The following is a 20,352-nucleotide window of genomic DNA, read 5'->3' as shown; positions in this document are numbered from 1 at the left end:
CGCTCCGCCTGACGCCTCAAGCGCCGAAGCGAAGGGAGGGGCCCCGGGATGTCCCGGGGGCCCTCCCTTATGGCGGGGATCAGTACATCAATCAGTACACGGGAGTGCGGAACGGCAGCCGCTGCGGCTGGTCCTCGCCCGGCTCGGGAGTCAGGTAGTCGACGACCTCGATGACGCCGTCGATCGCCTGCACCCGCGCCGCCGTGTCGCGGGCGACGAACTCGTTCTCCATCCGGCCGCTGAGCGTCACCACGCCGTCGGCGATCTTCACGTCGATGGAGTGCGGATCCACGCACATCTCGGTCAGCAGGACCCGGTTGAGGATCTCGTCGTGGATCTCGATGTCCGAGCGCAGGAACGGCACGAGCAGGTCGCCGCGGCTGACCACGCCGAGCAGCCGGCCCTCGGCGTCCACGACGGGCAGCCGCTTGACGTTGTGCTTGCTCATCAGCAGCGCGGCGCTGTTCAGGTCCGCATCCGGGCCGATGGTGATCGCCGGGCCGGTCATCAGCGTGTCGGCGGAGACCGCGTGGGCCTTCGTCCGGGACGTGCGGCTGTGCCAGGTCGCCGGGCGATGGGCGGCCGAGGTCGAGCGCGCCTGTGCGGCCTCCTTCTCGATCAGGTCGGCCTGGGACACGATGCCCAGGACGTGCCCGGTCTCGTCGACCACCGGCACCGCGCTGATGCCGTAGTCGAGCAGGATGCGCACGATCTGCTTGTACGGCGTGTAGACGCGCACTGAGACCGCCTCGCTCGTCATCACGCTGCGTACGGTTGCTGACATCAGCGACCTCCTCGACGTAGGCCCTGCCACTGCTCGTCCTTCCAGCGTCGCGCGGAACGCGGGCACCGGACACGGTCGAAGGTCCCGTCCGGGGCCGACCGGCCGACACCGCCGCAGTGCCTCGGCCGTGCACGGTCGCGCCGCCGCCGTGACCCAGGCGGGCCACAGCGGTGCCGAGTCCCGGCCCTTCGGCCCGCCAGGCCCAGGTCTCAGGACCCTGGGACCCGCGGGGGCGGCGGGCGAGGATGCCAGGGAGGAGGCGGAGCGTCATGTACCAGATCAGACTGCACGGACGCGGCGGCCAGGGCGTCGTCACCGCCGCCGAGCTGATCGCCTGGGCGGCGATCGCCGACGGCCGCTACGCGCTGGCTTTCCCCAGTTTCGGCTCGGAGCGCACCGGCGCTCCGGTCGAGGCGTACTGCCGGATCGACGAGCAGCCGATCCGGTCCCGCGAACCGGTGACCGAGCCCGACCTGGTGATCGTCCTCGACGCGACGCTGCTGCGCCAGCGCTTCGTCTTCGACGGCCTCAAGCCCGGCGGCACCGCCCTGATCAACACCACCGCGCCCGACGACGCGGCGGCCGCCACCGTGCTGACCAACGGCTCAGGCCATACCGAAGCAAACGGCACGGACGTCACGAACACCGGCCTGACCCGGCCGGCGGCCCGAGACGCGGCCGGCATGACGCTGTGCGCCGTGCGGGTGCGCACCGTGCCCGCCACCGAATTCGCCCGGCAGCGCACCGGCCGCCCGCTGCCGAACGCGGCCATGCTCGGCGCCGCCGCCGCGGCGACCGGCATCGTCCCGCTCGCCGCCGTGCGCGACGCGATCGCCGCGCGCTTCTCCGGCCGGGTGGCCGAAGCGAACGCCGAGGCCGCCGCCGACGCCTTCGAGCACATCCGGCGCGCCGGCGACCGCTTCTATGAGGACGACGCCCGCGACGGGGCCGAGTCCGCCGCGTATTCGACCCCGGAGGTGCCCGGTGCCCGCTCCTGACGTATCCGCACGCCGCGGCATCACGCCGGCGAACGCCCCCGCGGCCAAGGCCGGCCCGGCCGCCGCGCAGCAGGCCGCGCCGGGACGCGCCGTCGAGGGCTCCCGCGCGGTGGCCGAGACGGTAGCCCGCTGCCGGCCGCAGGTGGTGCCCGCCTATCCGATCTCGCCGCAGACCCACATCGTCGAGGCACTCAGTGCTCTGGTACGCCAGGGCGTGCTCGCGCCCTGCGAGTTCGTGAACGTCGAGTCGGAGTTCGGCGCGATGTCGCTGTCCATCGGCGCCTCGGCCGCCGGGGCGCGCACGTACACCGCCACCTCGAGCCAGGGCCTGCTGTTCATGGCCGAGGCGCTGTACAACGCCGCGGGACTCGGCCTGCCGATCGTGCTCACGGTCGCGAACCGCGCGCTCGGCGCCCCCATCAACATCTGGAACGACCAGAGCGACTCGCTCTCCCAGCGCGACAGCGGCTGGATCCAGCTCTACGCCCGCGACAACCAGGCCGCCTGCGACCTGCACCCGATCGCGTTCCGCCTGGCCGAAGAGCTGTCGGTGCCGGTGATGGTGTGCATGGACGGGTTCGTACTCACCCACGCGGTCGAGCGCATCGCCGTGCCCGAGCAGGAGGCCGTCGACGCGTTCCTGCCGCCTTACCGGCCGCAGCAGATCCTCGACCCGGGCGTGCCTATGTCCATCGGCGCGATGGTCGGGCCCGAAGCCTTCACCGAGGTGCGCTTCCTCGCCCACGGCCGGATGCAGCGGGCGCTGCTGCGGATGCCGGAGCTGGCCGAGCGTTACGCGAAACTGGTCGGCCGTCCGTCCGAGGGCCTGGCCCGCGGCTACCGGCTCGAGGGAGCGCGCACGGTGTTCCTCGCCATGGGCTCCGTGCTCGGCACGCTCGAAGACGTGATCGACGAGGCCCGCGCGGACGGACTCGCCGTCGGCGCGGTGGAACTGACCTGCTTCCGGCCCTTCCCGGCGCACCGGCTGCGCACCCTGCTGGCCGGGGCCGAGCAGGTGGTCGTGCTCGAACGGGCCTTCTCCACCGGCGCGGCCGGGATCATCACCCCGGAACTGATCGCCGCGCTGGCCGACCCGCCCGCCGTGCCGGCCCGCTGCAGCACCGTGGTCGCCGGGCTCGGCGGCCGACCGATCACCAAGAAGGCGCTGCGCACCCTGGTGCGCGACGCGGCGGCGTCCCGCGTGGCCCGGTTCTCCTTCCTCGGCCTGGACCGCGATCTGCTGTCCCGGGCCGGGTACGGCCGCGCCTCCGACGACGCTCCCGGATCGACCGCCGAGCGGCTGCTCGCCCGGCTGCACGCGCGGGAGGAATCGCGATGAAGTTCTACCAGGTCGGCTCGCTCGCGGTCGGCAACCGGCTGCTGCCCGAAGACCAGCGCGCCGCGCAGTCCGACCCGAAGCGCGCCAACAGCCTGATCTCAGGACACCGGGCCTGCCAGGGCTGCGGCGAGGTGCTCGGGGCGCGCTACGTGCTCGACGCCGCGATGCGCGTGTCGGACGGCAAGCTGGTCGTGGTCAACGCCACCGGCTGTCTCGAGGTCGTCTCCACGCCCTTCCCGGAGAGCGCCTGGCGGGTGCCGTGGCTGCACTCGCTGTTCGGCAACGCCCCGGCGGTCGCCTCCGGCGTGGCCGCGGCGCTCAAGGCCCAAGGCCACGCCGACGTCAGGGTCCTGGGTCAGGCCGGCGACGGCGGCACCGTCGACATCGGGCTCGGCACGCTCTCCGGCATGTTCGAGCGTAACGACGACGTCCTGTTCGTCTGCTACGACAACCAGGCGTACATGAACACCGGCGTGCAACGTTCGGGCGCCACGCCTCCGGCCGCCCGGACCGCGACGACGCCCGTCGTGGCCGGCATTCCCGGTAACCGCTTCGGCCAGGGCAAGGACGTGCCCGCGATCGCGATGGCGCACCGCATCCCGTATGTCGCCACCGCGACGGTCGCCGACCTGCGCGACCTTGAGGCGAAGGTGGAGCGGGCGATGGGCTTCACCGGAGCGCGGTATCTGCACGTGCTGGTGCCGTGTCCGCTCGGCTGGGGCGCGGCCTCGTCGCAGACCATCCGGCTGGCCAGGCTGGCCGCGGAATCAGGGCTCTTCCCCTTGTTCGAGGCCGAATACGGCGAGCTGACCGCGGTCACCCCGATCCGCCACCGCGTCCCCGTCGACGAATACCTGCGGCCGCAAACCCGCTATGCGCACCTGTTCCCGAACGGCCATCGGGACGGCCGCCCGGATCTGGTAGCGCGCATCCAGGAGCATGCCGACCGCAACATCCGGGTCTACGGGCTGCTCGACGCGACCGGCCCCGGCCGCGAGACCACCGGCCAGGGAGCGTAGCCATGGACGACGTGCGCGAAGCGAAGAGCGAGCACCCCTTCGCCACCACCCTCGACCCCGGCAGCAGCCGCACCAACCACACCGGCGCCTGGCGCGTTGAGCGCCCGGTCTACCAGCACGTCCTGCCGCCCTGCCAATCCGCCTGTCCGGCCGGGGAGGCAGTACGCGACTGGCTCTACACGGCAGAGGACGGATCGTACGAAGCCGCGTGGCGGAGACTGATGCTCGACAATCCGCTCCCGGCCGTCATGGGCCGCATCTGCTACCACCCGTGCGAGACCGCGTGCAACCGCGGGCTGCTCGACCAGTCCGTCGGCATCAACTCCGTCGAGCGGTTCCTCGGCGACGAGGCGATCAAGCAGGGTTGGACGGTGCGGGTCACCGCCGAACCCAGCGGACGCCGCGTCCTGGTCGTCGGCTCCGGCCCGGCCGGCCTGTCCGCCGCGTACCAGCTCGCCTTGCGCGGCCACGAGGTCACCGTGCGCGAGGCGGCCGACAAGCTCGGCGGGATGATGCGCTACGGCATCCCGCGCTACCGGCTGCCGCGCGAAGTGCTCGACGCCGAGATAGCCCGCATCGCCGCGCTCGGCGTGCGCTTCGAGACGGAAAGCTGCGTCGACGACCTCGACCAGGCGCTCGCCGCCGGCGGCTTCGACGCGGCCTTCCTCGGCGTCGGCGCGCAGAGCGGTAAGAACGCTTACATACCGGCCGGCGACAGCGCGCACATGCTCGACGCGCTCACCATGCTGGCCGCGGCCGAGGACCACTGGCCGCTGCACCTGGGCCGCCGGGTCGCGGTCTACGGCGGCGGCAACACCGCGATGGACGCCGCCCGCACCGCGCGCCGGCTCGGCGCCACCGAGGCGGTCGTGGTCTACCGCCGCACCCGCGACCGGATGCCCGCCCACGAGTCAGAGCTCGAAGAAGCGCTGGCGGAGGGCGTGACAGTACGCTGGCTCTCCACCATCACGCACGCCGACCGCGGCCGCATCGCGGTGGAGCGGATGGAGCTGGACGAGACCGGGTTCCCGCAGCCGACCGGCGAATTCGAGACCCTGGCCGCGGACACCGTGGTGCTCGCCCTCGGCCAGAGCGCCGAACTCGACTGGCTGGGCAGGGCGCCCGGGATCGCCGTCTCGCACGGGACGATCGACGTCGACTCCGCCTACGCCACCGGCCGGCCCGGCGTCTACGCCGGCGGCGACGCGATCGACGGGGAGCGCACCGCCACCCAGGCGATCGGCCACGGAGCCGCGGCCGCGCGCGCCATCGACCGGTACCTGCGCGGCCTGGCCGCCGAACCGGCCGCCGCGCCGCAGACCCCGGTCCCGATCGAGAACCTCAACACCTGGTACTACAGCGACGCGCCCGCCACGGTGCGCCCGAGCCTGGAGGCCGCGCGCCGCGTCGACACGTTCGCGGAGATCGTGCACGGCCTCACCGAGGACAACGCGCTCTACGAAGCCCGCCGCTGCCTGTCCTGCGGCAACTGCTTCGGCTGCGACAACTGCTACGGCGTCTGCCCCGACAACGCGATCACGAAGCTCGGCTTCGACGCGGACGGGCAGCCGCGCTACTCGATCGACCTCGACTACTGCAAAGGCTGCGGACTGTGCGCCGAAGAGTGCCCGGCCGGGGCGATCGCCATGATTACCGAGCCCGCTGAAGAAGGCGCTGATTATGAGAGTATTGGTATGCACCGCGAGTAGGCACGGAGCCACCGCGCAAATCGGCGCCGCCCTCGCCAAGGCGCTGGCGGACAACGGCGTGCCGGCCGACGCCCGCACCCCCGACCAGGTCGCCGACCTGCAGGGCTACGACGCGCTCGTGCTCGGCAGCGCGGTGTACATGGGCAGTTGGCTGCCCAGCGCCCGCCAGCTGGTCGACCGGGTCTCCGGGCAGCTGAGCGGCCGGCCGGTCTGGCTGTTCTCCAGCGGCCCGGTCGGCGAGCGCGGCTCGGACGGCTCCACGCCCCCGGTGGACGCCTCGCAGGTCATCACCGCCACCGCGGCCCGCGACCACCGCGTGTTCGGCGGCCGGATCGAGCGCGCGCAGCTCGGCATCGTGCACCGCACGCTGATGGCGGCAATGCACATCGCGGACAGCGACGAGCGCGACTGGGACGAGATCGCGGCCTGGGGCAAGCACATCGCCGAAGAGCTGCTGACCGGCATGCAGCCGGAAACCGGACCGGAAACCGAGCCGGGCGGTGCGCGATGACCGCCGCATACACCCCGGCGCCGCCCGCCCCCGCGGCCGGCTTCCAGCGGCCGGTCACGGTCGAGGCCAGGCTCGACGCACCGCTCTCGCGGTGGCTCTGGCTCGTCAAGTGGCTGCTGGCGATCCCGCACTACATCGCGCTGTGGTGCCTGAGCGTGGCCTACTTCGTGCTGAGCATCGTCGCGCTGTTCGCGATCGTGTTCACCGGCCGGTACCCGCGCGGAATCTTCGAGTTCAACGTCGGGGTGCTGCGGTGGGGCTGGCGAGTCGCGTACTACTCGTACGGCGCCCTGGGCACCGATCGCTACCCGCCGTTCACGCTCGCCGACGTCCCCGACTATCCCGCCCGGCTCGATGTGGCCTACCCCGAGCAGCTTTCGCGGGGTCTGGCCCTGGTCAAATGGTGGCTGCTGGCCATCCCGCAGTACGTCATCGTGGGCATCTTCCTGGGCGGCTACCGGTTCGCCGGCGTCCCGGGCCTCGGCCTGATCGGCGTGCTGACGCTGTTCGCCGCCGTCGCGCTCGCCTTCACCGGCGCGTACCGGCCGGAGATATTCGAACTCGTCATCGGCCTGAACCGGTGGGCGCTGCGGGTGATCGTCTATGCCAGCCTTATGACAGACGTCTACCCGCCCTTCCGGCTCGACCTCGGCGGGCGCGAGCCGGAACCGCAGATCGCTGATCAACCTCCCGTCTATTAGCGGATACGAGTTCTTAGCAGATACGGGGGAGCTGCTCGCCGACGAGCATGTCGACGATGCGGTAGGCGCCGACGAGCGTGTGAAGCGCGACGCGGCCCGGGTTGTCCGCCACGGCGGTGCCGATGCGCACCGCTTGGGCGCCCTCGGCGCATGAGCGCATCGCGGCGAGCACGGCGTCGGCGCTGGCCGGGTGGACGAACGCGACGGCGCAGCCCTCGTTGGCCACGTGCAGCGGATCGAGCCCGAGCAGGTCGCAGGCCGCCGCGACGACGGGCGGCACCGGGACGGCGTCCTCCTCGACCAGGATGCCGACTCCGGACGCCTCGGCCAGCTCGTTGAGCGCGGAGGCGAGCCCGCCGCGGGTCGGGTCGCGCAGCGCGTGCACGTCGGAGCCGCCCGCGTCGAGCATCGTCTGGACCATGCGGTGCAGCGGCCTGGTGTCCGAGCGCAGCTGCGGATCGGCGTCGAAGCCCAGGTCTTCGCGGGTGGCCAGCACGGTCACCCCGTGCAGGCCGATCGGACTGGAGATCAGGATCGCGTCGCCCGGCCGGATCGCGGTGGCCGAGCAGCGCGCCCGCGGCGCGCGCCGGCCGAAGCCGGTCGTGGTGATGAACAGCTTGTCCGCGCAGCCGCGCCCGACCACCTTGGTGTCGCCCGCGACGACCGGAACGCCGGCCTGCGCGGCCGCCCGGCCGACCGACTCGACCAGGCGGCGCAGCCGCGCCAGCGGGAAACCCTCCTCCACGATCAGCGCCACAGTCAGCGCGAGCGGCTGCGCGCCGCGCATCGCCAAATCGTTGATCGTGCCGTGCACCGCCAGCGCGCCGATGTCCCCGCCGGGGAACTCCAACGGGTCTACTACGAAGGAGTCCGTGGTCACGACGACGCTGCCGGAGCGCAGGTCCTCGGTTTGGCCGCCGCGGTCGCCGGGCGCAAGGAACGGCTCCAGATCGAGCACCGCGGCGTCGTCGAGGCTGAGGTCCGCGGCCGCCGCGCCGAGGCCCGGCACGATCACGTCGTGCAGGAGGCGCGCGGAGAGCTGGCCGCCGGAGCCGTGCCCGAGCAGCACGCGCTCGTGCTCCGCGTGCGGCGCCGGGCAGGTCGCCTGGACCGGATCGTTGATCACTGACATGGGCTTCTCACCTGCCGTTCAGAACGCTGGTCAAGTCGATGACGGGAACGGGGCGTGTCGCCCTGCGCCCGGCGGAGTAGAAGGCCGCGCAGGTGCCCTCGCCGGACACCATCGGCGCACCGAGCGGGTTGCGCGGCGTGCAGTCCGTGCCGTACGCGGCGCAGTCGGTCGGCAGCGACTGCCCGGTCAGGATCCGCCCGGCGATGCACCGGGGCTCCTCGACCGCGTGCACATCGCCGGTGCCGAAGCGCTGCTCGGCGTCGAAGCGGGCGTAGGCGTCGGCCAGTCGCAGGCCGCTGGCCGGGATCGGGCCGACACCGCGCCAGGTGCGGTCGGTGACCTGGAACACCCGGCGGATCGCGTCCTGCGCGGCGCTGTTGCCGGTGCGCCGCACCGCACGGGCGTACTGGTTCTCCACCTCGGCCCGGCCTTCCTCCAGTTGACGCACCGTCATCAGGATGCCTTCGAGCAGGTCCAAGGGTTCGAATCCGGTGACCACGATGGGCACGCGGTACTTGGCGGCCAGCGGCTCGTACTCGGTCCAGCCCATCACCGCGCACACGTGGCCCGCCGCGAGGAAGGCCTGCACCTCGCAGTGCTCTGATTCCAGGATCGCGGTGAGGGCCGGGGGTACCAGCACGTGGCTGACCAGGATGGAGAAGTTCGGCACGTCGAGGCGCTCGGCGACCAGTACCGCCCCGGCGTTGGCCGGGGCGGTGGTCTCGAAGCCGACGGCGAAGAAGACCACCTGCCGGTCCGGGTTGGCCCGGGCGAGGCTGACGGCGTCCATCGGCGAGTACACCACCCGCACGTCCGCGCCGGCCGCGCGCAGCTGCGCGAGGGAGGTACGCGAGCCCGGCACGCGCAGCATGTCGCCGAAGGAGGCGAAGATCACCTCGGGACGTGCGGCGATCGCCAGGGCCTTGTCGATGATCTCAAGCGGAGTGACGCACACCGGGCAGCCCGGGCCGTGGATCATTCGGATCCCCGCCGGCAGCAGTTCGTCAATGCCCTGTCGCACGAGGGTGTGGGTCTGCCCGCCGCAGACCTCCATGATCCGCCACGGCCGGGTCGCGGTGGCGCGCAGCTGCCCGAGCAGTGCGCGGGCCAGCGCCGGGTCGCGGTATTCGTCAAGGTACTTCATCGCAGCGGCTCCCCGAGCTCCTGGGCGACCTGGTCGCCCATGGCGCGCAGCACGTCGAGCGTGCGCAGCGCCTCGGCCTCGTCGACCCGTGCAATGGCGAACCCGACATGTACGATCACGTATTCGCCGATCACAGCGTCCGGGATGTACGCCAGGCAGGCGTCTTTACGCACGCCGCCGTAGTCGACCAGCGCGATTGGAAACGGATCGCTGTCGCGGATCTGCGTGATCCGTCCGGGAATGCCCAGGCACATCGCGCTCACCTCTCGCTGAGACGAGCCGCGGCGATGGCGGCCTGGCCGTAGCTGATGCCGCCGTCGTTGCACGGAACCCGCTGATTCACAAAGACGTCGAGGCCGGCGTTCTCCAGGTTGGAGACGACCGTCGCGGCCAGCCGGCGGTTCTGCCACACGCCTCCGGAAAGGCACACCGGCTTGGCGCCGACGACGCGCACCGCCTGTTCGACCATTGCGGTGGTCGCCTCGGCGATGGCCTCATGGAAGCCGGCGGCGAGGCGTGCGATCGACGTACCGGCGGCCACGCCGTCGAGCAGCGCGGCCAGCGTGGGGCGCGGATCGTAGATGCACAGCCCGTCCGCGTGCGCCAAGCGCCACGGCAGCGCCGGCGCGGACACCGCGCCCGCGGCGTTCTCCAGCGCGATCGCCGCCTCACCCTCGAAGCTGACCTGTGCGCCGGGCGGCAGCGCGGCGGGCAGGCCGAGCAACGCGGCGGCCGCGTCGAAGAGCCGGCCCGCGCTGGACGCCACCGGGCAGTTGATCCGCCGCGCCACCATGCGCAGCAGGGTGGACACCTCGCGCTGGTCCAGCCGGTCGGTGAAACAGGACGCTGCTTCCCGGTCGAACGCCCCACTGCCGGACTCCCCGCTGCCGAACCGCTCCAGCCCGGCGAGGTAGCCGAGCGCCATGCGCGCGGGATGCAGCACGGCGGCGGGGCCGCCGGGCAGGGGAGCGCGGGCGAAGCGCCCCAGACGGGTGTATCCCTGGAGATTCGCGACCATGACCTCGCCACCCCACAGCGTCCCGTCGTCACCGAGCCCGAGGCCGTCGAAGGCGACCCCGATGACGTCCTCGGTCAGTCCGTGTTCGGCGGCGCAGGAGGCGATGTGCGCGTGGTGGTGCTGGACCGCGATCCGCCGGCCCCGGGGGAAGCGATCCGCGTACTGCGTCGAAAGGTAGCCGGGGTGCAGGTCGTGCACGACGTACTCAGGCACGATCGCGTGCAGCCGGCTGAGCCGGTGCAGGCAGCGCACGAAGGCTTCGTGTGTCGCCGCGTCTTCGAGGTCGCCGATGTGAGCACTCGTAATCGCTGTAGCGCGCTGCGCGAGGGTGAAGGTGTACTTGAGTTGCGCGCCGACGGCCAGCAGCGGACGGCGCGCCGGGATCGGCAGGGAAAGCGGCGCCGGGGCGTAGCCGCGGGCGCGGCGCACGACGGCCGGCCGGTCGGCGGTCACGGTCGTCACCGAGTCGTCATAGCGGGCCAGGATCGGCCGGTCGTGGCCGCAGATCCCGTCCGCGACCGTACTGAGCCTGGCCCGGGCGGTCTCGTCGTCGATCACGATCGGCTCGCCGCCGAGGTTGCCGCTGGTCACCACGAGCGGTCGGCCCAGGGCCCGCACCAGCAGATGGTGCAGCGGCGTGGTGGGCAGGAACAGGCCGAGGGCCGGGCTCTCCCGGCGCACACCGGTCGCGATGAGCCGGTGTCCGTGCGGCGTGCGCGGTTCGACCAGGACGATCGGCCGCGCCGGGCCGGTCAGCAGTTGACGCTCGATCGCGGACAGCCGGGCATGGGCCTCTGCCGAGCGCAGGTCGGCGACCATCACGGCCAGCGGCTTGCTCGGACGGTGCTTACGCTCGCGCAGCAGCGCGACCGCCGCCTCGTTCGTCGCGTCACAGACGAACTGGAAGCCGCCCAAGCCCTTGAGCGCGATGATGCCGCCCGCAGCCACACAAGCCGCGGCGGCACGCAGCGCGTCCTCGCCCAGCACTTCTCGACCACGCGCCTGTTGAGTTGGAGGCGAGGCTGCGACCTGCTGCCAGTGCAACCGCGGCCCGCACTCCGGACAGGCGACCGGCTCCGCATGAAACCGGCGGTTCGCCGGATCCCGGTATTCGGCGGCGCAGGCTTCGCAGAGCTCGAATCCGACCATCCCGGTGCGCCGCCGGTCATAAGGCAGATCGTCGATGATGGTGGCGCGCGGCCCGCAGTCCACGCAGTTGATGAACGGGTGCCGGTAGCGGCGGTTGCGCGGATCGAAGAGCTCTGCCAGGCAGGCGTCGCAGATCGCGGCGTCCGGCGGCACGTCGCGGTGTGCGGGCGCCACCTCGCCGTCCGAGGTCGCCTCAAGGGCCAGCGACTCTTCGATCACGAACCCGGCAGGCAACCCGCCGTCGCGCGCGGGCAGCTGCACCAGGGCGGCGATCGCGGCCAGCGGCGGGGCCTGCGCGCGCAGCCGCGCCTCGAAGGCGTCCAGCGCCTCCGCACGGCCCTCGGCGTCGATCAGAACGGTGCCGCCGGTGTTGCGCACCCGTCCGGCCAGCGCCAACTCGGTCGCCAGCCGGTGCACGAAGGGCCGGAAGCCGACGCCCTGCACCGTCCCGCGCACCTCCCACCGGCGCCGCTCGACGCCGCGGGCCGGCGCAGCCGCGGCCGCCGGGTCGCGTCGGGCGTGCAGCGGGTGCGGCAGCGTCGAGGTCATGCCCTCAGCGTCGCGCGTGGTGGCAGGACCCTCACAGGGCCGCTCGACCGGCGGGCCCCGGGACCTTGGTCCCGGCCCTCGCCGAGCGAGAGCACGCCGAGTACCTCCCGGCTGATCCGCCCGGCCAGCGCGGGCACGGCCTGCGCCACGGGTCCGGACAGCGGGGCGCCGAGCCGGAAGTCCCGCCCGTGCACCGCGTACAGGATCAGCCGGCCGGGCAGCCGGTCGAGCACTCGGCCCAGGCGCACGGCCGCACCCAGTCCGATCGCGTGCCCGTTGCCGGCGGGCTCCCCACCGGGCGCCGTCTCGCGCTGCTGCCGCGCCGATCCGGATGTGGTGCCGGAGGCGAAATCGTGCCGGTATACGAATCCGAATCGCTCGGAACCGCCGCGTACCGCGTCGATCACCAACGCGTAGCGGAAGCCCTCCCACAGGTCGATCATCCGGGCCGGCTCGCCGTCGCAGCGGGCGAGCAGCGCTCGGTCGCGGAGAGCCGGCTGCTTTCGCAGGGCTTCGATGACGGCGCCGCCGAACCCGTCGTCGCCGCGCAGATCGGTGCCCACGCCGATCACGATGGTCTCGAAGGCTGACATGGCGCTCACCTTCTGGTCACGTCGAGGTCCAAGAAGTGTGCCGAGCAGGAGATGCAGGGGTCGTAGTTGCGGATCGCCTGCTCGCAGTGCAGGGTCAGGTGCTCGTCGTCGAGCTGCGCTCCGGCCTGCACCACCAGCCGCAGGTCGGCCTCGATGGCGGCCTGGTTCTGCGCGGTGGGCGGCACGATCCGCGCGGCCGTGATCAGGCCGCGCTCGTCCAGGTCGTAGCGGTGGTAGAGCAGGCCGCGCGGCGCCTCGGTGGCCCCGTGGCCGCGGCCGGCCCGCGGCTCGACCGGCACGAACGGCGGGTCCGGCGGCTGGTAGGCCTCGATGATCGCGCGGGCCTCGGCGACGGCCTGCACCACCTCGACGGCGCGCACCAGCACCGAGCGGAACGGATTGCGCTCGAAGCGGCCGAGGCCGGCGGCGCGGGCCGCTTCCGCGGCGACCGGCCACAGCCTCGGGCCGGCCAGGTTGTAGCGCGCCAGCGGGCCGGTCAGGTAGGTGCCGACGCCGCGCAGCTTCGCGTGCAGCGCGGTCGAATGCGGGACCTGCGACTCGCTGACGTAGTGTTCGAAGTCCTCCAGCGGGAAGCCGACGCCGGCGGTGGTGATCACGCCGAGCCCGGACTCGATCGGGTAGCGCGGGCCCGCGCCGCCGGCCGCCGGGCTGCGGCTTCCGCCGTTCGTTCCGGCGTCGTCAAGCGCGAGCAGCGCGTGCGGGGTCTCGAACTCGGGGAATGCGAAGCCCCCGGCCCAGCGCGCGGTCTCCAGCGCGGCCTCGAGGGCGTCGTCCAGCCGGTTCTTGAACGCGTCGAGCTCGCTGCGCGCCGGGGCCCGGTGGAAGCCGCCGACCCGCACGTTGATCGGGTGGATGGCGCGCCCGCCGACCACCTCCACCAGGTCGTTGCCCGTCTTCTTCAGCGCCAGGCCGCGGCTGACGATCGCGCGGTGGTCCTTGGCCAGCTCGATGGCGTCCGGATAGCCGAGGAAGTCCGGGGCGTGCAGCAGGTAGATGTGCAGCGCGTGGCTCTCGATCCACTCGCCGCAGTAAAGCAGCCTTCTTAGTGCGTTGATCTGCGGCGGCACAGTCACGCCGCAGGCGTCCTCGATCGCCCGGCAGGCGGTGAGCTGGTAGGCGACCGGGCAGATCCCGCACACCCGCGCGGTGATGTCCGGCGGTTCGAGATAGGAGCGGCCGCGCAGCATGGCCTCGAAGAAGCGGGGAGGCTCATAGATGTTCAGCCGCGCCTCGGTCACCCGACCGTGGTCGAGCACGACGCGTAGTGCGCCCTCGCCCTCCACCCGGGCGAGCGAGCCCACTTCGAGCAGCCGTTCCTGACGGTGCGTCATGGCCGTCCTGCCTCCTTCTCGTCGCCCGCCGCCGCAACATCGCGCTCGATCTGCGCGCCGATGGCGCGGAAGGCCGAGTCGGCGGGATTGGCCGAACTCAGGGTGCGCAGCAGGGCGTCGGGCGAGGCGCCCTCGGCCAGCAGCAGCCGGGCCATCGCGCGGACGCGAGCCTGCCGGGTCGAGCCGAAACACCCGAAGCAGCCGCGCTGGAAGGCCGGGCACAGCGCGCCGCAGCCGGCGTGGGTGACCGGACCGAGGCAGGGCGTGCCGTGGACGACGGTGACGCAGACCGCGCCGCGCGCCTTGCACTCGTAGCAGACGCCGCGGTCCGGGATCGCCGGCTGCCGTCCGGCCAGATAGGCGGTGATCACCTCGAGCAGCTGGCCGCGGTCCACCGGGCAGCCGCGCAGCTCGTAGTCGACCTGCACGTGGTCCCGGATCGGCGTCGAGTCCTTGAGGGTGCTGAGATACTCAGGGGTGGGATAGACCGCGGAAGAGTACTCGGCGACGTCGGCGAAGTTCCGCAGCGCCTGGATGCCGCCGCTGGTGCCGCAGGCGCCGAGCACGACGAGGTACTTGGACTGCGCGCGCACCTCGCGGATGCGCTCGGCGTCCTCGGGCGTCGTGATCGAACCCTCGACGAGGGAGAGGTCGTACGGGCCCGGCGCCACCGAGCGGGTCGCCTCGGGGAAGGAGGCGATGCGCACCCGTCCGGCCACCGCGAGCAGCTCGTCCTCGCAGTCGAGCAGCGAGAGCTGGCAGCCGTCGCAGGAGGCGAACTTCCACACCGCGAGGGTCGGCGCGGCGGTTTCAGTGATCTCGGCCCCAGGGGTAGCGGTCGCGGGGGACATGGTTCACAGCTCCTTGACGGCCAGCAGCGGCGCGGCGTGCCGGTAGGTCACGCAGGGCCCGTCGCGGCAGATCAGATCGGGACCGAGCTGGCAGTGGCCGCACACGCCGATGCCGCACTTCATCGAGCGCTCAAGGGACAGCAGGATCTGCTGCTCCGAGACGCCCCGGTCGGCCAGCGCCTCGGCCGCCGCGCGCATCATCACCTCGGGTCCGCACACGAACGCCGTGGTCCAGTCCGGATCGAGCGCCACCCGGGCCAGCGGGGCGGTCACCAGGCCCACGTGGCCGGTCCACGGCCGCCCGCCCTGGTCAGGCGCCGCACGGTCCACGGTCACCCGCACGTCCAGTCCGCAGGACCGCCACGCCTCGTACTCGCGCGTGTAGACCAGATCCGCCGGCGTCCGGGCGCCCACGACCAGGGTGACCCGGCCGAACCTGGCGCGGTGCGCGATCAGGCCGTAGACGACGGGACGCAACGGGGCGAGCCCCAGACCGCCCGCGACCACGACGACATCGTGCTGCGGCCAGCCGTCCGAGAGCCAGCCGTGCCCGAACGGGCCGCGCACGCCCAGCACGTCCCCGGCTCGCGCCGAGGCGATGGCGTGCGAGACCGCGCCCACGTCGCGCACCGTGTGCACGAGCCGGTCCTGCCGGTAGGGGTCTCCGCTCACCGAGACCGGGATCTCGCCGACGCCGAACGCGTACATCATGGTGAACTGGCCCGGCTCCCAGCTGGGCAGCGCCGCGTCCTCCGGTTCCAGCGCGAGCGTGACGGTGTCGTAGGTGTCCCGGTGCACCGAGGTGACGACGTACGGCAGCGGCGCCATCGGGGACGGCCGCGTGGCCGCCGGGGCCGGGATCGCGGGAGCGGGTACGGCGTGCGCGGCGCGGGCGGGCAAGTCGCGGGTCGAGGCGTTCACGCGTCGTCCGCCTCCAGTTCCCATTCGGATTGAAGAGCCTTGAGCTCCTCGGTCAGGTCGATGCCGGCCGGGCACCACGCGACGCAGCGTCCGCAGCCGACGCAGCCCGAGTCGCCGAACTGGTCCTGCCAGGTGCCGAACTTGTGGGTCAGCCACTGGCGGTAGCGGCTCTGCACACTGGAGCGCACCTCGCCGCCGTATATGTAGGAGAAGTCCAGGTCGAAGCAGGAGTCCCAGCTGTTCCACCGCTCGGCGTGCTCGCCGGTCAGATCGGTGGTGTCCTCGGTGGTGGTGCAGAAGCAGGTGGGGCACACCAGCGTGCAGTTGCCGCAGGCGATGCAGCGCTCCGCGACGTCGCGCCAGTGCTTCGCCTCCACCGAGGCGGCCATGAGCGAGCGCAGGTCGACCGTGGGCAGCGTGCGCCGCATGGAGGACGCGGCGTGCTCGACCGCTTGCCTCGCCGCGTCGATGGTCCTGGTGTCGGCCGCGGTGTGCGCGATCCCGGCCAGGACCTCGGCGCCGCGACAGGAGCCGCTGCGCGCCAGGAACCGGTGCCCGCCGCCGCCCGTGACCTCGGTCAGCAGCAGGTCGTAGCGCGGCGCGCCCGGGGTTCCGGCCGGGTCGGCGCCCGGTCCGCAGTTGACCCCCTGCGCGGCCGACGCGCTGACGCAGAAGCAGGTCTCGGCCGGCTCGGTGCACTCCACGGCCACGATGAACGCCCGCGATCTGCGCACGGCGTACCCGGACCGGCCGCCCGCGGTCAGCAGCGCCTTGTCCAGGATCGTCAGGGCACGTAGATCACAGGGCCGCACGCCGAGGAACGCCAGCGGCGGCTCCTCGTCCGGGTCGGGCTCGGTGACGGTGAAACCGCCGCCGGGGGTGCGGTCGGCGTCCAGGATCTTCTCGCGCGGCGGGCGCAGGAACCGCTTCCACGGCATCGGCCCGGCCGCGCCGGCGAACAGCTGGCCGTCATCGCGCTCGACCAGCCGGTAGTGCCCGGGCCCGGTCTGCACACCCAGCCCCCACGGCAGTTCCCCGGCCTCCCTGATCTCGTCCAGGACCAGCGCGCCGGCGCGGCGTACCGGCGCGACCACCCGGTAGCCGCGCCGGCGCAGCTCAGCCACCAGGGCGCCGATACCCTCCACGGTCAGCTGCGAGGCGCTTTCACGCGCGCCGCGGCCTCCCGCGGCCGACTCTGCGCCGGACGCGGCGTGCCCGAGGGCCAGGGGCAGGGCGATCACCGGGTGTCACTCCCCACCGCGTCGGACCCCGCCGCCTCGCGCCGGGCCAGCACTGCCGCCCGCCCGGCCTCGAGCCGCGCGACCGGCACCCGGAACGGGGAGCAGGAGACGTAGTCCACGCCGGCCTGGTGGAAGAAGTGGATGGAGGCCGGGTCGCCGCCGTGTTCCCCGCACACGCCGATCTCCAGGTCCGGCCGGGTCCAGCGGCCGCGCTTGACGGCCGCGCGCACCAGGGCACCGACGCCTTCGGGGTCGATCGTGCCGAACGGCGAGGCGGTGAAGACGCCGTGCTCCAGGTAGGCGGGGAAGAACGCGCCCTCCGCGTCGTCGCGGCTCATGCCCCAGGTGGTCTGGGTCAGGTCGTTGGTACCGAAGGAGAAGAACTCGGCGTGCTCGGCGATCCGGCGCGCGGTCAGCGCGGCGCGCGGCAGCTCGATCATCACGCCCACCGAGACCGTCAGGCCCGGGTCCACCTCGCGCAGCACCCGCTTGGCCTCCGCCCTGGCGAGTTCGAGCTCGTGTGCCTCGGCCACCAGCGGGATCATGATGTGCGCGAGCGGGGCGCCGCCGTCGCCGCGCCTGGCCACGATCGCCTCGGCCAGCGCCCGCACCTGCATCGCGTAGAGGCCGGGCACCACCAGGCCAAGGCGCACGCCGCGCAGGCCCAGCATCGGGTTCTGCTCGTGCCAGCGGCGCACCGCGGCCAGCAGCTCGCGCCGCTCTGCCGTCACCGGCTGGTGCGTCGCGTCGGCGACGGCGATCTCGACGGACAGCTCGGTCAGGTCGGGCAGGAACTCGTGCAGCGGCGGGTCGAGCAGCCGGACGGTGACCGGCAGTCCGTCCATCGCGGCCAGCAGCCCGGTGAAGTCCGCGCGCTGCAGTTCAAGCAGCCGGTTGAGCGCATTGGTGCGGTCCTGCTGGGATTCGGCCAGGATCAGCCGCTCCACGATCGGCCGCCGCTCGCCGAGGAACATGTGCTCGGTGCGGGCCAGGCCGATGCCGTGCGCTCCGAAGCGCCGGGCGCGGGCCGCATCGGCCGGGGTGTCCGCGTTGGCGCGCACGCCCAGCTGCGCGCGGCTGTCCGCGATCCCCAGCAGCGTGGCGACCGCGGCCACGACCGGGTCGCCGGTGTGCGTGCCGTGACCTTCGAAGTACTCGACGACGGGGGAGCTGACCACGGGGATCTCGGTGTCGTAGACCGAGCCGTCGGTGCCGTCGATGGAGATCAGGTCGCCGCGGTTGATCACGATTCCGGCCGAGCGGCCGCGGGTGACGGTCGCGGTGCCGAGCTGCTCGTCGATCTCCAGGCTTTCCACGCCGCACACGCAGGTGCGGCCCATGCCGCGGGCCACCACGGCGGCGTGCGAGGTCTTGCCGCCACGGCCGGTCAGCACGCCGGAGGCGGCGATCATGCCGGGCAGGTCGTCGGGGTTGGTCTCGCGGCGGACGAGGATGACGCGGTCGCCGGCCGCGGCGCGCGCGACGGCGTCCGCCGAGCTGAACACCGCGTGCCCCACCGCGGCGCCGGGGGAGGCGGCGATGCCCTTGGCGATCGGGGCGATGGCGCCACCGGAGGGGGCGAAGCACGGGAACATCAGCTGGGCCAGCTGCTCGCCGGTGACCCGGCAGAGGGCCTCGTCCTCGTCGATGGTCCCGTCGGCCAGCAGGTCGGCGGCGATGCGGAAGGCCGCCGCCGCGGTGCGCTTGCCCACCCGGGTCTGCAGCATCCACAGCTTGCCGCGCTCGACGGTGAATTCGATGTCGCACAGGTCCCGGTAGTGCTCCTCGAGCGTGGCCATGTGCCGGCGCAGCTCCCGGTAAGCGTCCGGGTCGAGCGCGCCGAACTGCTCGAGTGTCAGGGTGTTGCGGACGCCGGAGACGACGTCTTCGCCCTCCGCGTCGGACAGATAGTCGCCGTACACGCCGGGGGCGCCGGTGGCCGGGTCGCGGGTGAATCCGACGCCGGTGCCCGAATCGCCGCCGAGGTTGCCGAACACCATGGTCATCACGGTCACCGCGGTGCCCAGGTCGTCCGGGATGCCCTCGCGCCTGCGATAGACCCTGGCCCGCTGCCCGTCCCAGGACTCGAACACCGCGCGTACCGCGCCGGACAGCTGCTCGCGCGGGCTCTGCGGCACCTCCTGCCCGCTGACCTCGCGCACGATGCGCTGGAAGCGGCGGGTGAGCGCCCGCAGCGCGTCGGCGTCCAGCGCGGTGTCCGGGGCGTCCGGCACCAGTCCCTTGCGGACCTTGGCCTGGATCAGCGCCCGCTCGAACTCCTCCGCGGAAACGCCGAGCACCGTGCGGCCGTACATCTGCACCAGCCGGCGGTAGCAGTCCCACGCGAACCGCTCGTCGCCGTAGCGCTTGGCCAGCCCGGCGACGGTGGCGTCGCAGACCCCGATGTTGAGGACCGTCTCCATCATCCCGGGCATCGAGAACTTCGCCCCGGAACGCACCGAGAGCAGCAGCGGATCGTCCGCGTCCCCGAGCCGGCGCCCGGCCGCCTGCTCGAGGCCGGCCAGGTGCTTGGCGATCTGCGCGTCGAGACCGCCGGGCAGCCGCCCGGTCTTGAGGTAGTGCCGGCAGGCCTCGGTGGTGACGGTGAAGCCCGGCGGGACCGGAAGGCCGAGCCTGGTCATCTCCGCCAGGTTCGCGCCCTTGCCGCCGAGCAGGTCGGACATGGTGGCCTGGCCGTCGGCGAAGTCGTAGACGTAACGGTCAGGCGGTTCGGCGCGGTACGCACTGGCGCTGCCCTCGGTCTTCAACATGGTGAACCCGTCCCCTTCGGCGTCGTCCTGGCTTCGCCTTCAGGCTCCCGCTCATGGTTGCGCCAGGTCAGAGCCCGCAGTCCCGGTGGGCTGAGGACCAAAGACCCGGAAGTGCCGGCGCTCGCGCGGGCTCCCGGTTGCCCGCGGAGCCGCAGGAAGTCCGCCGCCGTCGCCCGCAAGCGCGCCCGTAGGGGTGGCGTTGGTTGGCGTGCGCGGTCGAACTGACCCGAAGCGGCCGCGACTGGCTGTACGCGACTGCACACTGATGGCTCACGGCGCACGTGCAAATGCACGCCGCGCATTCGTGTCGGCGGCAAGGGGGAGGGCGTGGTGGAACCACAGGACCACAGCGTGGTCGGATGCTGCGCCGATCCCGGCGCGCATCGCGAGTTCCGGCCCGATCCGCATCCGCATCCCGCGGACGTTCCGTTCCGGGCGTTGTTGGAGGCGGCGCCGGACGCGATGGTGATCGTGGATGACGAGGGCCGGATCAAGTTGGTGAACGCGCAGACCGAGTCGATGTTCGGCTATGCGCGTGAGGAGTTGCTCGGGCGCAATGTGGAGATCCTG

At 72.7% G+C, this 20,352-nt stretch carries 18 protein-coding genes; 7 read left to right on the top strand and 11 right to left on the bottom strand.

Annotated elements, in window-relative coordinates; genetic code table 11:
- Window positions 1-91: 91 nt before the first annotated feature.
- Window positions 92-784, bottom strand: coding sequence for a CBS domain-containing protein (locus VFB40_RS22300; protein WP_324853752.1), 693 nt, complete (start codon window positions 782-784; stop codon window positions 92-94).
- Between the two features lie 269 nt (window positions 785-1,053).
- Here VFB40_RS22300 and VFB40_RS22295 point away from each other — a divergent pair, with 269 nt between their 5' ends.
- The 6 genes from VFB40_RS22295 to VFB40_RS22270 all read left to right on the top strand — a co-directional run bounded on the left by VFB40_RS22295 (window position 1,054) and on the right by VFB40_RS22270 (window position 7,061).
- Window positions 1,054-1,782: a 2-oxoacid:acceptor oxidoreductase family protein gene (locus VFB40_RS22295; RefSeq protein WP_324853750.1), complete on the top strand. Its 729-nt coding sequence runs from the start codon at window positions 1,054-1,056 to the stop codon at window positions 1,780-1,782.
- 109 nt (window positions 1,783-1,891) lie between these two features.
- Window positions 1,892-3,121, top strand: coding sequence for a pyruvate ferredoxin oxidoreductase (gene porA / locus VFB40_RS22290; RefSeq protein WP_349261593.1), 1,230 nt, complete (start codon window positions 1,892-1,894; stop codon window positions 3,119-3,121).
- Window positions 3,118-4,140, top strand: a complete 1,023-nt coding sequence (locus tag VFB40_RS22285; RefSeq protein ID WP_324853746.1) for a thiamine pyrophosphate-dependent enzyme — start codon at window positions 3,118-3,120, stop codon at window positions 4,138-4,140. The genes porA and VFB40_RS22285 overlap by 4 nt, the downstream gene beginning before the upstream one ends.
- A gap of 2 nt (window positions 4,141-4,142) precedes the next feature.
- A complete protein-coding gene (locus VFB40_RS22280) occupies window positions 4,143-5,849 on the top strand; it encodes an NAD(P)-binding protein (RefSeq protein WP_324853744.1) in 1,707 nt (568 codons plus the stop codon).
- Window positions 5,821-6,360 carry a flavodoxin domain-containing protein gene (locus tag VFB40_RS22275; protein ID WP_324853742.1) on the top strand — a complete coding sequence of 180 codons (540 nt, stop codon included), beginning with the start codon at window positions 5,821-5,823 and terminating at the stop codon, window positions 6,358-6,360. Before VFB40_RS22280 ends, VFB40_RS22275 begins: the two co-directional genes overlap by 29 nt.
- Window positions 6,357-7,061: a DUF4389 domain-containing protein gene (locus VFB40_RS22270; RefSeq protein WP_324853740.1), complete on the top strand. Its 705-nt coding sequence runs from the start codon at window positions 6,357-6,359 to the stop codon at window positions 7,059-7,061. The genes VFB40_RS22275 and VFB40_RS22270 overlap by 4 nt, the downstream gene beginning before the upstream one ends.
- A gap of 13 nt (window positions 7,062-7,074) precedes the next feature.
- On the opposite strand, the gene hypE is transcribed toward VFB40_RS22270, so the two are convergent.
- Genes hypE through ppdK form a run of 10 tightly spaced genes read right to left on the bottom strand, consistent with a single transcriptional unit; the run spans window position 7,075 to window position 19,782 of the window.
- Entirely contained in the window at window positions 7,075-8,193 is a 1,119-nt protein-coding gene (gene hypE, locus VFB40_RS22265) for a hydrogenase expression/formation protein HypE (protein ID WP_324853738.1), read from the bottom strand.
- A gap of 7 nt (window positions 8,194-8,200) precedes the next feature.
- Window positions 8,201-9,337: a hydrogenase formation protein HypD gene (gene hypD, locus VFB40_RS22260; RefSeq protein WP_324853736.1), complete on the bottom strand. Its 1,137-nt coding sequence runs from the start codon at window positions 9,335-9,337 to the stop codon at window positions 8,201-8,203.
- On the bottom strand, window positions 9,334-9,591 hold the full coding sequence (locus VFB40_RS22255; protein WP_324853734.1) for a HypC/HybG/HupF family hydrogenase formation chaperone: 258 nt from the start codon (window positions 9,589-9,591) through the stop codon (window positions 9,334-9,336). Before VFB40_RS22255 ends, hypD begins: the two co-directional genes overlap by 4 nt.
- A gap of 5 nt (window positions 9,592-9,596) precedes the next feature.
- Window positions 9,597-12,053 (bottom strand): carbamoyltransferase HypF, encoded by a 2,457-nt coding sequence (gene hypF, locus VFB40_RS22250; RefSeq protein WP_324853732.1) that lies wholly within the window; start codon window positions 12,051-12,053, stop codon window positions 9,597-9,599.
- The gene (locus VFB40_RS22245; protein ID WP_324853730.1) at window positions 12,050-12,646 is read right to left on the bottom strand and encodes a hydrogenase maturation protease; all 597 of its coding nucleotides are present in this window, start codon (window positions 12,644-12,646) and stop codon (window positions 12,050-12,052) included. The genes hypF and VFB40_RS22245 overlap by 4 nt, the downstream gene beginning before the upstream one ends.
- Before the next feature lie 5 nt (window positions 12,647-12,651).
- Entirely contained in the window at window positions 12,652-13,998 is a 1,347-nt protein-coding gene (locus VFB40_RS22240; protein ID WP_324853728.1) for a Ni/Fe hydrogenase subunit alpha, read from the bottom strand.
- Complete coding sequence (locus VFB40_RS22235) at window positions 13,995-14,849, bottom strand: NADH-quinone oxidoreductase subunit B family protein (RefSeq protein ID WP_324853726.1); 855 nt, start codon at window positions 14,847-14,849, stop codon at window positions 13,995-13,997. Before VFB40_RS22235 ends, VFB40_RS22240 begins: the two co-directional genes overlap by 4 nt.
- A 3-nt stretch (window positions 14,850-14,852) precedes the next feature.
- Window positions 14,853-15,770, bottom strand: a complete 918-nt coding sequence (locus tag VFB40_RS22230) for an FAD/NAD(P)-binding protein (RefSeq protein WP_324853724.1) — start codon at window positions 15,768-15,770, stop codon at window positions 14,853-14,855.
- The gene (locus VFB40_RS22225) at window positions 15,767-17,011 is read right to left on the bottom strand and encodes a 4Fe-4S dicluster domain-containing protein (RefSeq protein ID WP_324853722.1); all 1,245 of its coding nucleotides are present in this window, start codon (window positions 17,009-17,011) and stop codon (window positions 15,767-15,769) included. The genes VFB40_RS22230 and VFB40_RS22225 overlap by 4 nt, the downstream gene beginning before the upstream one ends.
- Window positions 17,008-19,782: a pyruvate, phosphate dikinase gene (gene ppdK, locus VFB40_RS22220; protein ID WP_324853721.1), complete on the bottom strand. Its 2,775-nt coding sequence runs from the start codon at window positions 19,780-19,782 to the stop codon at window positions 17,008-17,010. Before ppdK ends, VFB40_RS22225 begins: the two co-directional genes overlap by 4 nt.
- Before the next feature lie 327 nt (window positions 19,783-20,109).
- Between ppdK and VFB40_RS22215 the strand changes: the two genes are divergently transcribed.
- The coding region (locus VFB40_RS22215) for a PAS domain S-box protein (protein ID WP_324853719.1) at window positions 20,110-20,352 on the top strand (243 nt) is incomplete at its 3' end.

Source organism: Actinocrinis sp., from assembly GCF_035650855.1.
GTDB lineage: Bacteria > Actinomycetota > Actinomycetes > Streptomycetales > Catenulisporaceae > Actinocrinis.
The sequence above is the reverse complement of the archived record's forward strand: the minus strand, read 5'-3'. Positions and strand labels throughout refer to the sequence as shown.

Bases quoted from the DNA above. Each gene is read 5' to 3' on its own strand.
- VFB40_RS22300 (WP_324853752.1), bottom strand. From the start codon at position 784: ATGTCAGCAACCGTACGCAGCGTGATGACGAGCGAGGCGGTCTCAGTG.
- VFB40_RS22295 (WP_324853750.1), top strand. From the start codon at position 1,054: ATGTACCAGATCAGACTGCACGGACGCGGCGGCCAGGGCGTCGTCACC.
- VFB40_RS22285 (WP_324853746.1), top strand. From the start codon at position 3,118: ATGAAGTTCTACCAGGTCGGCTCGCTCGCGGTCGGCAACCGGCTGCTG.
- VFB40_RS22280 (WP_324853744.1), top strand. From the start codon at position 4,143: ATGGACGACGTGCGCGAAGCGAAGAGCGAGCACCCCTTCGCCACCACC.
- VFB40_RS22275 (WP_324853742.1), top strand. From the start codon at position 5,821: ATGAGAGTATTGGTATGCACCGCGAGTAGGCACGGAGCCACCGCGCAA.
- VFB40_RS22270 (WP_324853740.1), top strand. From the start codon at position 6,357: ATGACCGCCGCATACACCCCGGCGCCGCCCGCCCCCGCGGCCGGCTTC.
- hypE (WP_324853738.1), bottom strand. From the start codon at position 8,193: ATGTCAGTGATCAACGATCCGGTCCAGGCGACCTGCCCGGCGCCGCAC.
- hypD (WP_324853736.1), bottom strand. From the start codon at position 9,337: ATGAAGTACCTTGACGAATACCGCGACCCGGCGCTGGCCCGCGCACTG.
- VFB40_RS22255 (WP_324853734.1), bottom strand. From the start codon at position 9,591: ATGTGCCTGGGCATTCCCGGACGGATCACGCAGATCCGCGACAGCGAT.
- hypF (WP_324853732.1), bottom strand. From the start codon at position 12,053: ATGACCTCGACGCTGCCGCACCCGCTGCACGCCCGACGCGACCCGGCG.
- VFB40_RS22245 (WP_324853730.1), bottom strand. From the start codon at position 12,646: ATGTCAGCCTTCGAGACCATCGTGATCGGCGTGGGCACCGATCTGCGC.
- VFB40_RS22240 (WP_324853728.1), bottom strand. From the start codon at position 13,998: ATGACGCACCGTCAGGAACGGCTGCTCGAAGTGGGCTCGCTCGCCCGG.
- VFB40_RS22235 (WP_324853726.1), bottom strand. From the start codon at position 14,849: ATGTCCCCCGCGACCGCTACCCCTGGGGCCGAGATCACTGAAACCGCC.
- ppdK (WP_324853721.1), bottom strand. From the start codon at position 19,782: ATGTTGAAGACCGAGGGCAGCGCCAGTGCGTACCGCGCCGAACCGCCT.